This is a genomic window from Streptomyces sp. NPDC047525, from assembly GCF_040643025.1.
Classification (GTDB): domain Bacteria; phylum Actinomycetota; class Actinomycetes; order Streptomycetales; family Streptomycetaceae; genus Streptomyces; species Streptomyces durmitorensis.
Window position 1 is genome coordinate 554769 of record NZ_JBEYTL010000004.1, and the last position, 13428, is coordinate 568196.

Annotated in this window: 9 protein-coding genes and 1 other RNA gene; 4 read left to right on the top strand and 6 right to left on the bottom strand. The window is 68.9% G+C overall.

The genetic code is table 11. The annotated features are described in order from the left end of the window. Positions 1-23: 23 nt before the first annotated feature. Genes ABZ833_RS14945 through ABZ833_RS14955 form a run of 3 tightly spaced genes read right to left on the bottom strand, consistent with a single transcriptional unit; the run spans position 24 to position 5973 of the window. Positions 24-1607: a class I SAM-dependent DNA methyltransferase gene (locus ABZ833_RS14945; protein WP_361046003.1), complete on the bottom strand. Its 1584-nt coding sequence runs from the start codon at positions 1605-1607 to the stop codon at positions 24-26. Further along, positions 1604-3085, bottom strand: coding sequence for a restriction endonuclease subunit S (locus ABZ833_RS14950; RefSeq protein ID WP_361046006.1), 1482 nt, complete (start codon positions 3083-3085; stop codon positions 1604-1606). Before ABZ833_RS14950 ends, ABZ833_RS14945 begins: the two co-directional genes overlap by 4 nt. Next, the gene (locus ABZ833_RS14955; RefSeq protein WP_361046009.1) at positions 3082-5973 is read right to left on the bottom strand and encodes a DEAD/DEAH box helicase family protein; all 2892 of its coding nucleotides are present in this window, start codon (positions 5971-5973) and stop codon (positions 3082-3084) included. The genes ABZ833_RS14950 and ABZ833_RS14955 overlap by 4 nt, the downstream gene beginning before the upstream one ends. A gap of 211 nt (positions 5974-6184) precedes the next feature. On the opposite strand from ABZ833_RS14955, the gene ABZ833_RS14960 reads away from it, so the two are divergent. Together ABZ833_RS14960 and ABZ833_RS14965 are read left to right on the top strand one after the other, a co-directional pair. Next, a complete protein-coding gene (locus ABZ833_RS14960; protein ID WP_361046335.1) occupies positions 6185-7549 on the top strand; it encodes an AAA family ATPase in 1365 nt (454 codons plus the stop codon). After that, positions 7546-8340: a hypothetical protein gene (locus ABZ833_RS14965; protein WP_361046012.1), complete on the top strand. Its 795-nt coding sequence runs from the start codon at positions 7546-7548 to the stop codon at positions 8338-8340. The genes ABZ833_RS14960 and ABZ833_RS14965 overlap by 4 nt, the downstream gene beginning before the upstream one ends. Before the next feature lie 283 nt (positions 8341-8623). Here ABZ833_RS14965 and rnpB read toward each other — a convergent pair. Then, positions 8624-9033: RNase P RNA component class A (gene rnpB, locus ABZ833_RS14970), an RNA gene on the bottom strand. Positions 9034-9209: 176 nt separating this feature from the next. Then, positions 9210-9779: a Uma2 family endonuclease gene (locus ABZ833_RS14975; protein ID WP_361046338.1), complete on the bottom strand. Its 570-nt coding sequence runs from the start codon at positions 9777-9779 to the stop codon at positions 9210-9212. Positions 9780-10011: 232 nt separating this feature from the next. On the opposite strand from ABZ833_RS14975, the gene ABZ833_RS14980 reads away from it, so the two are divergent. Both ABZ833_RS14980 and ABZ833_RS14985 read left to right on the top strand, forming a co-directional pair. Continuing rightward, positions 10012-10860 carry a MerR family transcriptional regulator gene (locus tag ABZ833_RS14980; protein ID WP_361046340.1) on the top strand — a complete coding sequence of 283 codons (849 nt, stop codon included), beginning with the start codon at positions 10012-10014 and terminating at the stop codon, positions 10858-10860. Beyond that, positions 10857-11666 carry a hypothetical protein gene (locus ABZ833_RS14985; protein WP_361046015.1) on the top strand — a complete coding sequence of 270 codons (810 nt, stop codon included), beginning with the start codon at positions 10857-10859 and terminating at the stop codon, positions 11664-11666. Before ABZ833_RS14980 ends, ABZ833_RS14985 begins: the two co-directional genes overlap by 4 nt. Here ABZ833_RS14985 and ABZ833_RS14990 read toward each other — a convergent pair. After that, entirely contained in the window at positions 11617-13059 is a 1443-nt protein-coding gene (locus ABZ833_RS14990; RefSeq protein ID WP_361046017.1) for an RNB domain-containing ribonuclease, read from the bottom strand. The genes ABZ833_RS14985 and ABZ833_RS14990 overlap by 50 nt on opposite strands. Positions 13060-13428: the final 369 nt, after the last annotated feature.

Below are 13428 nucleotides of genomic sequence, written 5' to 3' on the forward strand. Positions count from 1 at the left end.
GCAAGGGGGCGACGAGCTTTACCTCACTCCGACACTGTGGTGAGGTCGACGCCAAGTTCCTGGGCAAAGGCCTCGATCTCGGCCAGGGCTGTACGAAGGTTTCCGGCCACGGACCGGGTCAGTTCATCGATGGACGCCGGAGGCTCCTTCGCCGCCGCGGCTTCGGGGCTTAGGCGGGCGATGTCCAGGTTCACCTGCTTCTGCGCGAGGAGCTCGGCGGCGTTGTGGCGGCGGAATCGGTCGGACTCCTTGCGGTGCTTACGGTCCAGGTCGGACGGGCCGAAAGCTCGCTCCTCGAATTCGGCCAAGTGCTCTGGCTTCATCGGGTTCTGCTTGAGCGTGAAGCGGCTGCCGGTGCGGAGGTCGTACGTCCATACGTGGGTGGTGTGCGGCGGGTCCTCGTCCGCGCGATGCCCAGGGACTGCTTCGAAGAAGAGGACATGGGCCTTCACACCGCCGGCGTAGAAGATGTTCTCCGGCAGACGCAGCATCGTGTGCAGGTTGTAGCCGGTAAGCAGTTCGCGACGGACCAGATCGCCCACGCTGCCGGCGCCGCCCTCATACAGGACGCCGTCAGGAACGATCACGGCTGCCCTGCCCTTGTCTGTGAGCTGGGTTCCGATGTGCTGGAGGAAGTTCAACTGCTTGTTGGTCGTGGTCTGTTCGCCCACCCAGAAGTCCGGGCGGTTGTACGTCACGTTGTCACGGTCGTCCGCCTCGGCGTCGGCCTCCTTGCCGGACACATTGATGCCCGACTTGCGGCCGAAGGGCGGGTTCGCGAGGACCAGGCTGGCGTGCCGCTCGGGCGGCTTGGCCAAGGCGTCGCCGACCTCGATGATCGGCTTCCCAGTCGGGTCACCGAGCGAGTGCAGGAGGCAGTTCATCGCAGCGAGGCGTGCGGTTGCGGGCACGATCTCGTGGCCCCAGATCGACTCCGTTCGGAGGCGGTGGAGGTCGTCGTCCGGGAGGTCATCACCGTATTCCCGGGTGATGTACTCGTGCGCGGAGATCAGGAAGCCACCGGTGCCGCAGGCCGGGTCGGTGATCGTGTCGTACGGCGTCGGGCGCATGCACCGCACGATGGACTCGATCAGCGCGCGTGGGGTGAAGTACTGGCCCGCTCCGGCCTTGGTGTCCGACGCACTGCGGGCGATCAGAGCTTCGTACGCGGCGCCGTTGATGTCAGAACGGGAGTTGCGCCACTTCTCCTTGTCGATGAGGTCGACGATCAGTCGGCGGAGATGGGCCGGGTTCTCGATGTGGTTGCGGGCCCGGTTGAAAATCAGGCTGAGGGTGGTGTGGTCGTTCTGGGCGCTGCGCCGGCCGAGGTCCGTGAGGAGCTTGCTGTATGCATCCTCCAGCGGGTCGCCTTCGAGGTCGATGAGCTCGGGCCAACCGCGGCCCTGCCACTCGGGAGCGGTGGGCAGCATGTGCTCATGATCGGCCAGGGGCCGGTGGGCGTTGAGCTGCTCCGTCTCGTCGGCCATCTTCAGGAAGACTAGGAGGCTGAGCTGCTCCAGGTAGCTGGAGGCAGAAACGCCGTCGTCACGCAGGACGTTGCAGTAGTTCCACAGGCGGTCTACGAGCCGGCGGGCTTCCTGATTCACGAGTTGAACTCCAGGGGGAGAGCAGTCTGCTCGCCGTCGGCGAGGGTGGTGTCGTCTGTCTTGGCGGGAGGCGGGGCAGCGGGGTCGGTCGTCGCCTTCCGGCCGACGCGGGCGGCCTTGCGTGCCACCTTCCGCTCCGCCTCGGCCGCCTCACGCTCGACACGGATCCGCTTGAGCAACTCCTCGGCGGGCTCGTCGGCGGGGTCCTGGGGGGCGAGGCAACCAGAGGACGCCTCGGCGAGGAGAGTGCGGCGCAGAGCGGTGTTGTGCCGCGCGATGCGGTCCAGGCCGAGCGCGATGCGGTCGAGGGCAGCGAGGCGCTGCTTGGTGGTACGGATCAACTGTCGCTGTTCGTCCAGTGGCGGCACCGGGAACTCGACGGTCTTCAGGCGCACCCCGCTGAGGTGTGCGAGGTTCGTCGTGATGCGCACTTCGCGCATGAAGCGACCGGCGTGCAGGTGGCGGCGGAAGACCAGGAGCGCCCAGCCGGGCAGCACGTCGGCGCCTGCACGGAAGCGCATCAGACTGTTGGTGAAGGCGACCCCCTCGGGGATCCCCCGGTACATGGCAGGGCGGCCGACAAGATGAGGGCTCTGCCCTTCGTTCAGCAGGATGTCGCCCGGCTCCAGGCGGTATTTGTCGAAGACCCCAGAGAAGTCCATGTCCTTGACGTCGCTGGTGTCGATGCGGTCTTCGAAGACGTTCGCGACGCGCAGGTACGGGCGCATTTTCGAGCCGGTGTGCCAGTTGGGGTGTCGGGCACGGCCCAATTCGACAGTTCCGGCCCTGCCGGTCGTCGTGGCCGCCCAGTGCGCGGGCCACTGTTTTGGCTCTGGTACGGCGTCCAGCAGGACGGCCTTGCGAAGGGCGGCAAGGTCGCGGCGGGCGGAGGCCACCGTCCGGTCGACGGCGTCGAGCCGGGCCATGTGGGTGCCGAGGGCGGTGATGATGCGCTGCTGTTCGGCGGTGGGAGGGACCGGGAACTCCACCACTTTCAGCCGGGTCGCCGACAGATGCGCAATGTTCGTCGTGATGCGAACTTCACGCATGAAGCGTCCCGAATGCAGATGGTTGCGGAAGACCAACAGCGCCCATTCGGGCAGGAGCCCGGTGTTGGCCCGGAAGCGAATGAGGCTGTTGGTGTACGCCACGTCTGCGGGCTCGCCTCGGTACATGGCCGGTCGGCCGACGAGGTGCGGGCTCTGGCCTTCGTTCAGCAGGATGTCGCCCGGCTCCAGGCGGTATTTGTCGAAGACCCCGGAGAAGTCCATCTCCTTCATACCTGTTACGTCGATGCGGTCTTCGAAGACGTTGGACACCCTCAGGTAGGGCCGCATTTCGGGGCCTTCGTGCCAGTTGGGGTGGCGCGGTCGCCCGAGTTCGACGTCGCCGACATCGGCTACCGCCGCCCACGCCCACCCCTCTGGCAGCACCGCTCTACCAACTTCGCCGCCGCCCTCAACCTTGCTTGCGCTCACGCACCCAGTTCCCTGTCCAACTCGTTCACCAGCTCACCCGGCTGCCACCGGGTGTCCTTGAAAGCATCCACGAAGTCGCCGTAGCCGCCAGCCTCCGCTCGTCGGCCCTCGTCCAGTGAGGGCACCGTCAGCGTGGCGTTGGCCGCCACCACGTTCACGACCTGCCGTAGCCATGTCTGCTGCCGGTCATCGAAGTCGACGCCCGCGGTCTCCTGGCGGGCGAGCCACGCTTCGAGGCGGCGCTCAACCGTACTGCGATATGGCCGAAACTCTTTCCCGTCGAGGCCGAGCTCGTACCGCACGACGGACAAGAACTCGACCAGCCCGGCATTCCGCCTCGCGGCATCCCGGGCGATCTCCAGGTCCACGTACGCCTTCCAGAGCCTGGCCTCAGTCCATTCGCGCCGGGTCGCCCGGACCTTGCCGATCAGCACCTTCAGCTCGTGGAGCACCTCGCGGGGCGGTCGGCGCTCCTGGAAGGCGATCCGTAGCGGCAGCATCTCGTCCGCATGCTCGGCCATGTACGCTCGCCAGTCGTCGACGACCCTGCGGGCCTCTTCCTCGTCGAGCAGCCCCCGCGCTTCGAGGAGCTGGTCCTGACTGAGATGGTCGATCAGAAGCCAGCTGTCTTGAGCGGCTTTGAGGAGCGCGGCGCGCAGTTCCTCGCTCGCAGTCAGCAAGCCCACGGCATCGGTGACCTCCGCGTCCTCGTCCGTGGCCGGGCTCTCGGCGCGTACCACCGTCGGCTGCTCGGTGTCGGCGGCCCGGACCAGTGAGCGGACCAGTCCTTCGTACGTCTGGTCGGTCTTCAGGTGCTCCTCGATGGCGGCCCGGCCCTCCTCGTCCAGTCGGCATCCGAGACGGCTGAGGCGGCCGGCGAGGGTGGCGATGTCGTCGGGGTGGAGCAGTTCGCCCTTCTCGCAGGCGCGCAGGAGCCGCTCCAAGCTGGGCACGGGTTGGGCGTCGTCCCGTACCAGCGGGCGAGCATCGGTCTTCGGGTGCTCGGTGACGCCCACCGCGTCGACGATCACGAACCGGTCCTTGTGGACGGCATCCGCCGTGACCTTCACAAGGTCGGGGTCCTTAATGGTGCGGGCTCCGCGCCCCTTCATCTGCTCGAAGTACGACCAGGTCTGGATGTCCCTCATGAAGACCAGACACTCTAGGGCCGGGATGTCCGTGCCCGTGGCGATCATGTCGACGGTCACGGCGATACGCAGACCGCGCTTGTTGCGGAAGTCGGACAGCGCCTTGTCAGGACGGGACGCCTGGCTGGTGATCTTCCGGCAGAAGCCGTCCCCGGCTCCCCCGAACGCAGTGCGTACGGCTTCTACGATCGCATCGGCGTGCAGGTCGTTCTGAGCGAAGAAGAGGGTCTTGGGGACGATCTTCCGGCTCTGGACCTCGCCGGTCTCCTGGTCGACGATCGGCGGGAAGATCTCGGTGAAGAGTTTGTCGCGGAAGGTCTCCACGACTAGGCGGATCTGGTCCTTGGAACGCACCCGATGGTTGACCTCGGTGCGGGCATAAGGGTCGTCCTCATCCATGCTCTGCCAGTGTTCGGCGCGGGTCAGTTTGTGGACCTTGGCGATGACGGAGTTGACCTGCTGGACCGTGCCGTCGGGGTGGACCTCCGTGCTCAGCGCGGGAATGACCGATCCCTGCTGGGTGATCTGTGTGCCGATCTTGTAGATGTCGTAGTCGACGTTGACGCCGTCTGCGACGGCCTGCTCGTACGGGTACTGGCTGACCAGGTTGTTATCGAAGAAGGCAAAGGTCTGCTGGATCGGCGTCGCGGTCAGACCCACCACATGCGCGTCGAAATATTCCAGGACCGGGCGCCACCGCCCGTAGATTGACCGGTGACACTCGTCGACCACGATCACGTCGAAGAAGTCGGGTGGCAGGTCGGGGCAGTAGCCCACGGACGCCACGCTGCCCGCCAGCCGGTCGGCCCGCTCCGACTCGAAACTCTCGTCGTCCTCGGCCGGCACGGGGATACCCGAGAGTTTGCACCACAGCCGCTGGATCGTAGAGATCACGATCTTGTCCGAGTCCGCGACCGCGCCCTTGCTGAACAACCGCAGTGGCATCTGCTCGTGCAAGGGGGTCTTGGCCCCGAGCGGAACGAAGTCCCGGTACTCGTTGTACGCCTGTTTGCCCAGGTTGTTGCGGTCCACCAGGAACAGCACTCGGCGGGCTTCCGCGTGGCGCAGCAGACGGTAGCTGCTCTGAACGACGGTGTACGTCTTGCCCGCACCGGTCGCCATCTGGATCAGGGACCGCTGGTCGTCGCGGGCGAGGGACTTCTCCAGCAACTTGATGGACTTGTACTGCGCGGACCGCAGCCGCTTGTGGTCCAGGCGCGTGGTGGGGAGCTTCCGCAGGCGGGCACGGAAGGTCGGAGTAGTCGGCTTCCGCTCGGCCTCCCGCATCCAGCGTTCCACCGTGGCGGGCTGGTGCGGGGCGAATACCCGACGGCTGCGAGCACCGCCCTGAGGGCTGTCAGCAGCGGGAGTGCCGTCGAGGTGTTCGGCGTCCAGCGCGTTACGAAACCGCCAGGTGGCGCCGTTGGTGGCGTATTGGAACGGCAGTGGCTGAGCGCCTCGCCACGCCCGTTCAGCGTGTCGGCCCGCGACCCGGGCGGCCTGTTCGGCCGCGGTGTCGAGCAGGTCCTGCTCGTCGCCCTGCGCGGGGCCGGCGGCGACAATCCCGCAGAGCCGACGGTGCACATACAGCGTGAAGAGGACCAGCGAAGGAGAGACTGGGGAACGCACCGCCTCGTGGGCGACACCTAGCTCACGGTCTCCGGGACCGTAGACCCGCCAGCCCGAGGCAGCCAGGGCCGCCTCCACTGTCCTGGCCCACTCCGGTGCGGCGCCGCTCATGGTCCCCTCCCCCAGTAAGTCCCTGTTCGGACCAGTCAGTTGTTTGTACTCCGATTACAGCAGCCGGTGTACGCGGCCCGGCACCGTACGCAAAGATCAGGCCCGGGACCGCCGCTGTCACCTGCGGTCCGTACAGTGGGCGACATCACACACGGCGTACGTGAGGTCACGCCGAGGGAAGGATTGGCCGGTGTACGTGGCGGGGCTCAGAGTGGACGGGGTGCGTGGTTTCCACGGACCGCGCGCCTGCGACCTCGACTTCACCCGACCCGACGGCGGATACGCGGGCTGGACGGTGATGGCCGGGCGCAACGGCTCGGGCAAGACCACCCTGCTGCGCATACTCGCGCTCGCACTGACCGGGGGCCGCCGGGCCCACCAACTGGAACCGGATCTCGAGGAGTACCTGACACACGGAGCCACCCGCGGTGCAGCGGTGGCCAAAGTCGTCACGGACCGGGCCGCCGACACAATGGCTCCGGCCGGGGGTGAGCCGCTGGAGGCGCGGCTCGACTGGCGGCCCGAGCGGGACGTCGGCCTCCTCGACGAGCTCGTCGAGGACTTTGAGCCGCCCACCGAGGTGGCCTTCTCAGCCCACCGGCCCCTTACCTCCGCCCTGTGGTCCTCGGCTCCACCGCCCGGCTGGTTCTGCGCCGCATACGGACCCTTCCGGCGCCTCACCGGCACCGGCCTCTACGAGCGCACCCCGCAGCAGCTCGACCGGGCCGCCGCGCTCCGCACCCTCTTCGAGGAGCAGTCGGCCCTCACCGAGGCTTTCGACTGGCTGCTCTCCCTCCATCTGCGTTCTCTGGAGGAGCGTCCCGGGATCGGCGAGCTCAAGGCCGGGGTTCTCCGGCTGCTCAATGACGGCGACGACGGACTTTTGCCGGACAGCTACCGCATCGAAGACGTGGACTCGGACGGGATGTGGCTGCGGCGGCACGGTGACAACGGCCCGGAGGGCGCCCGGATCGAACTGCAGCGGATGAGCGACGGTCAGCGGACCGTGGTCGCCCTGGTTTTGGACATCGTCCGGCAGATGCATGCGGCGTACGGGGTCCTCGTGTTCGAGGAACGTGACGGCGGCACGGTCGTACTGCCGCACCCTGGTGTAGTGCTCATCGACGAGGTCGATGCGCATCTGCACATGACCTGGCAGAAGCGCATCGGGCAGTGGCTTACTGCGCACTTTCCGGCAATCCAGTTCATCGTCACCACCCACAGCCCGTACATCTGCCAGGCAGCAGACCCGGGCGGGCTGATCCGGCTGCCGGGGGCCGGGGAGCAGAAGCCGCCACAGGTGGTGGACGGAGATCTTTACGGGCGGATCGTATACGGGACGGGGGACGACGCCGCCCTTTCGGACCTGTTCGGCCTGGACTCGCCATATTCCGACGAAGCACGTGAACTGCGCAGCAGACTGGCCGAGTTGGAGTACGACGTCCTGCTCGGGCGAGCTGATACCGGTCAAACCGAGGAATACCTACGGCTACGCGATCGCCTATCCAGCTCGCCAGTGGCCCGTGTCGATGAAGTGATGGAGCGATACCGGCTTTCCCGGGAGCGCGACGCATGATCCCGATTCAACGACTCGGCCTGCCCGAGGCCGTCACCGCACGGATGACACTGCTCACAGGACGAATCGAGCTCAGGGACGTAGCCAGCGGTGCACGCAAGAAATATGTGGACAACCTCTGGAAAGACGAGGACGAGGTCAAGCAGGAACTGCGTGGCGTGCTCCTCAAGATGGCCCCAGGAGTCCTTGGCTGCTGCATGTACTGCGGGGGCTTCACCGCGACCGACATCGAACACTTCGAACCACGGGAACATGATGCGCTCAAGACCTTCTTCTGGCCCAACCACCTTCTGGTGTGCGGCCCGTGCAACAGCACGTACAAGCGGGACTGGTGGGAGTGCGATGAGGAGACCGGCGAACCCCTGCTGATCGATCCGACCCGGGAAGACCCATTCGACCACTTGCGGTTGGACCTCAGGGAATGCGAGTACTTGGGTGAGACGGACAAGGGGCGGACGACCGTCAAAGTGCTCGGCCTGAACCTGCCCGAGCGGCGTCTGGTGGCGGGCCGAAAGCTGGCACGGTTGAACATCCGGATCGTGCTGAGGGACTGGGGGCGGGCCAGGCGGGAGGAAGATGCGAAGGCTGAGCGCCATGCTCTGGACGTACTGAAAGGGCAGCCGTTCGTCGACGTGTGGCAGGCGTTGCTGCGCCAAGCCGTGCTCCCAGGAGCGGCCCTGGTCATGAGCGACGAGCCGCCCGAGATTCTCGCCCTCCTGCGGGACGAGGAGCTGCGCGCAACGACGCTAATCCAGTTTCCCCAGCAGCCAGCACCGGCCGAAGGGACCTGACCTCCGCTCACACCGCACTCCCCCATGGCACACGGTCAGCCCCCTCTACCGCTCACCGTACAAACCCACATCACCGGGACAGTCCTGCCCTTGGGCGACGCTATCGGGATGGGTATCTGATCCTCAAGGACGACGAGAGCACCGAGTCGGAGTGCAAGGCCCCGTGCACAACGCGTGCACACCCGCGCGGGAACTCCCGGGAAACCGCAGGTCGAAGCGGGAAGTCCCGCTTAATGAAAAGTGGCCCTGACCAAGGGAAAACCCCAGGTCAGGGCCACATTGGCAGACGAGTCGGGCTGTACGCCGGGTTCTGTCGCCCGGTCGCCTCGCGGCGGCCGGGGAGACGGCCATCCATCTAGGGCCCGCATTGCTGCGGGCCTCGTGCGGTCTACCCGCGGACTCGGGCGGGCAGCCCTCGATCATCCGCGCAGGGCCCTGTCTCCAGGACCCCTCTTGACCTTGCTCCAGGTGGGGTTTACCTAGCCGCCTGAGTCACCTCAGGCGCTGGTGGTCTCTTACACCACCGTTTCACCCTTACCGGAGACCGAAGTCTCCGGCGGTCTGTTTTCTGTGGCACTGTCCCGCGGGTCACCCCGGGTGGCCGTTAGCCACCACCTTGCCCTGTGGAGCCCGGACGTTCCTCGGGAAGAGCCCCTGGTGAGGGGAGCTTCACGCGGCCGTCCGCCCGGCTCGTCTGCCGTGCCGACCATGCTACCCGGCGTGTGCCGGGTCTCCGCCCCGCGGACGCCCCCGCCGCCAGGAACGAGCCTGCGAGGGTGAGCGTGAAGGCCGCCGCGATGCCCGCCGTCAGGGGTTCGGAGAGGAACGCGACGCCTGCCGCGCACGGTGCGGGCGATGCGGTCGGCGCCTCAGTCGAACTCCGCGGTCTCCAGCTCGAAGCCGAACGGTTCGGGCAGGGCCACCGTCTTGCCGAAGGGGAGCGTGCAGTCCTGGCGGTAGTCGTCCCCTTCCGGGTCTCTGAACAGCGTCACCGAGGAGCCCTCACGGTCGACGAGCAGGTAGAGCGGGATGCCGCCACGGGCGTAGCAGCGCCGTTTGGCCTCGCGGTCCGCCTGCGGCTTGGTGGAGGTGACCTCGACGACCAGAGCGACGCCGTCACAGGGCATCCAGGGGTCGGCGCCGCGGAAGAGGCGCCGCTCCATGGGGGCGAAGGTGCCGTCCGTGATGGCGTGGTTCGTCGGGCAGGCGCCCACGCTCTTCAGTTTCAGGCCCTTGTTTCCGGAGAACTGCATATCGGTCCTGGAGCGCCTGACCACCTGCTTCACGATCAGGCTGATGCAGTCCTCGTGACCCCCGTCCGGCGGCGGCGTCACGACGATCTCCCCCTCGATCAGCTCCGCCCGGAATCCCTCCGGGGTGTCCAGGGCCAGGAAGCCCTCCAGCAGGACCTCCGCCTGCGTGAGCGGATCGTGTGGCATGGCAGCCATGTCACACCCCTTCCTCGGTCGCTCGCCAGACTGGGACATCGCTCGATCCGCCGTCCAAGAGATCGGGAGTTGTTCCCTCGATCGTGGCGCAGGGTCACCGGTAGGCGTCAGGCTTCGCCCGCCCGGCGGGTCCCGCCGGGCCGTCGCTTGACCTTGCCGCAGCGTCAACGTTTCTACTGGCCTCATGAGCGCGATGAACGGGATGAACGGGCAGGCGGGCGGGATGCGGATCGGGGAGCTCGCCGGGATCGTCGGCGTCACCACGCGGGCCATCAGGCACTATCACCACCTCGGGCTGCTGCCCGAGCCCGAGCGGCGGTCCAACGGATATCGGGAGTACGGCCTTCGGCACGCCGTCGTGCTCGCGCGGATCCGGCGGCTCACCGAGCTGGGGCTCGGGCTCGCCGAGGTGCGGGACGTGCTCGCGGACGACGCGGGGCGCGAGCTCGCCGAGGTGCTCGCGGAGCTGGACGCCGACCTCGCCCGGCAGGAGGCCGCGATCCGTGGGCGGCGTGCGCGGCTGCGGGTTCTGCTGGACGACGCCGAGCGTGGTGCGCTGTCCGCCGAAGGACCCGTCTCGCCCGAACTCGGTGAGTTCTTCGCCGAGTTGGCGCGCTCCACCGCCGGCCGCGAAGGGCCCGAGTCCGCGATGGCCGCGAAGGACCGGGAGCTGCTCGCCCTGATCGACACCACCGCGCCCCGGGAGGACCGGGACAGGCTCCTGGCCGCGATGCGCCCGGCGCTGACCACGCCGGGAGCGGTGGAGCGCGCGCACGAGGTGTACGCACTGCTCGACGCGCTCGCGGACGCCGACCTCGCCGACCCGCGCACACAAGCCGCCGTGGACGAGGCGGCCCGCGCGCTCGCCGGAGCGCTGCCCGACTCCCTCCTGGAGGAGCTGGGCACGGAGGGCGTACGGGCCGTGGCCGACGGGCTCGGCAGCGGCGGCGGCAGCAGCAGCAGCGGCAGCGGTGACGGCTTTCTCGGGGCCTTCTTCGCCGACTTCGCCCCTGCGCAAGCCGAAGCCGTGCGGCGCGGGATGCGGCTGCTCGGCGAGCGGGGTGCGCGGTGAAGAGCCTTGTGCGGGGCCTCGCCTGGGTCGTCGTACCCGTCGAACTCGTGCTCGTCGTCTGCCTGTTGGCCGGGGCCTCGCTCCCCGCGGACGTACTCGTCGGCGCGGAGGCCGTCGCCCTGGTGCTGCTCGCCGTCGAGGGCGTGGGGCTCGCCCTCGTGTACCGGCGGGGCGGGCGCGCGGCGGTCAGGGACGTCGTGCCGGAGCCGGTGCGCAGGATCGTCGGGCACGAGCTGCGGGTGCTCGGCAGTCTCGCGCTGTGGGTGGCCCGGCGGCGGCACGGTGTGCGCGAGGGGGATCTGGCGTTCGGGCACGCCCGCGACCAGGCCTCGATGCTCTACGGCTTCGTCTTCGTCTGCATGGTGGAGACCATCGGGATGGCCGTGCTGCTGCGGAACTGGCCCGCGGTCCACGCGGTGATGCTCGTCGTCGACGTCTACACCGTGATCCTGATGCTCGGCATCCACGCCGCCTCCGTGACCCGGCCGCACGTACTGACGGAAGACGCGCTCCGCGTACGTCAGGGCGCCCACCGCGACCTGCGGATACCGCTGGAGAGGATCGCCGCCGTGCGCGGTGAGCGGCGCTTCACGCACGAGGCCGCCGACGGGGTCATCGACCTGCCCGTCGGCTCGCAGACCTCCCTCACCCTGGAGCTGACGGAGCCCGTCACGGCGGTCGGGTTCCTCGGCAAACGGCGCCCGGTGACGACCGTGCGGCTGCACGCGGACGAGCCGGAGCGGCTCCTGAGCGCCCTCAGGCAGGCGCGAACCGCACCTTCGCCGTCCCCGGCTCCGCCTGCGTGAGCCGCACCCGCAGCCGCTCCCCCAGCGGAAGGCCGCCCGTGCCGCCCTCGATGCGGGCGACGATCGCGGGATCGGTCAACTGGACGGTTCCTGCGTCCGGTTCACGCTCCTGGACGTCCACCACCACCGCGTCGAAGAGCTCACCGACCCGGTCCTTGAGCAGCGCCGCCTCGACGATGTCCACGCACTCGCGCTCCACGGTGTTGGCGCGCCGCGTCCCGTCCGCCATCTCCTTGGGCAGCTCGGGCAGCGCGGCGAGCACCCACTGAGGCGGCTCTTCCCCGGCGACCGCCGCAAGGCACAGCTCGGCTGCATAGCGGTCGACGAGGCGGCGGAGCGGGGCCGTGCAGTGGGCGTAGGGCGCGGCGACGGCGGCGTGCGTGGTGAGCTCGGGGACGTCGCCGCCGCTGAACGCGGTGTATCCGGCGCCGCGCAGGAGCGTGGTGCACTCCTGGAGGAACGCGGCGTGGTGGGGCTTGCGCGGGTCGAGTGAGCGGACGAGCTCGGCGTACGGGACGTGGTGCGGCCAGTCGACCCGCAGGGCCTGCGCGGTGCGCCGGAGCCTGCCGACGGCGCCGTCGGGGGCGGTGGGCAGGGTGCGCAGGATGCCGGTGCCCGACCGGATCATCAGCTCCGCGGCGGCCATGCCGGTGAGGAGGGAGATCTGGGCGTTCCAGCCGTCGGCGGGCAGCGGGGCGCGGAAGTCGAGTTCGTACGCGCCGTCCCGCTCGACGATCTCCTGCTCGGGCACGTTGAGGGAGATGCCTCCCCGCTCGACCTCCAGCTGCTCGCGCAGCCGCCCGATGTCGCCGAGCAGCGCGAGGGCCTCCTCGGCGGTGCCTCCGTCGATGGCCCGCTGCACGCCCTCGTAGTCGAGCTTGGCGCGGCTGCGTACGAGGGCACGGCGCACGTCGGTCGAGACGGCACGCCCCTCCCCGTCGAGGTCGATCGTCCAGAGCACCGCCGGGCAGTCCTGGCCCGGCAGCAGGCTGGCCGCGCCCTCGCTCAGCGAGGTGGGGTGCAGCGGCACCTTCTCGTCCGGGAAGTAGAGGGTGGTGACGCGCCGGTGGGCCTCCGTGTCGAGCGGCGCGCCCGGCGTGACGTACGCGGCGACGTCGGCGATGGCGTACCGCACCCGGAAGCCGCCGCCCTCGCGCCGGGACAGGTGCATCGCCTGGTCGAGGTCGACCGAGGTGGGCGGATCGATGGTGAAGAAGGGGATGTCGGTCGCGTCGTGCGCGGGGAGGCGGGGGTCGGCGACGGCCCGCTCCGCGTCGGCGAGGACATCCCCGGGGAAGGCCTCGGGAATGTCCAGCTTCGTACGCAGCTCACGCAGCGCGCCCCGCAACGGAGCTTCGGCTGCGCCGGTCACGCGGAGGTGGCGACGGGGCATGGACCGAGCGTAGGCCGCGGGGGGCGGGGCGGCGCGGTGGGCGGGGCGGGACGGTGGGCGGGGCGGCATGGCGGGGCGGGACGGTGCCGGTCCGTGTGTGGGTGCGGGGCCGCGCCGGTATGTCCGTCCTCGCTATCGTCCGGTGGCCGCGATTGCTGCTTCGGTGCTGGAGTGCCGCGAACCGTGCTCCGGGCGGACATACCGGCACGTCCCCTCGCGCGCGTCGCCGACTGCGGCCAATCGTCGGTCGCTGCGGGGCAATCGAGTGGGTGGGCGGGAAAGCTTGTTCGTTCAAGAGCGGATGCGGGGTGACGGGCGTGTGGGCAGGAAGGGCGGCAGCGGCGGCGTAGGCGAAGCTGGGGCGCGGGG

Coding starts and splice junctions, on each gene's coding strand:
- ABZ833_RS14955 (WP_361046009.1), bottom strand. CDS start 5,973: ATGAGCGGCGCCGCACCGGAGTGGGCCAGGACAGTGGAGGCGGCCCTG.
- ABZ833_RS14965 (WP_361046012.1), top strand. CDS start 7,546: ATGATCCCGATTCAACGACTCGGCCTGCCCGAGGCCGTCACCGCACGG.
- ABZ833_RS14975 (WP_361046338.1), bottom strand. CDS start 9,779: ATGCCACACGATCCGCTCACGCAGGCGGAGGTCCTGCTGGAGGGCTTC.
- ABZ833_RS14980 (WP_361046340.1), top strand. CDS start 10,012: ATGCGGATCGGGGAGCTCGCCGGGATCGTCGGCGTCACCACGCGGGCC.
- ABZ833_RS14990 (WP_361046017.1), bottom strand. CDS start 13,059: ATGCCCCGTCGCCACCTCCGCGTGACCGGCGCAGCCGAAGCTCCGTTG.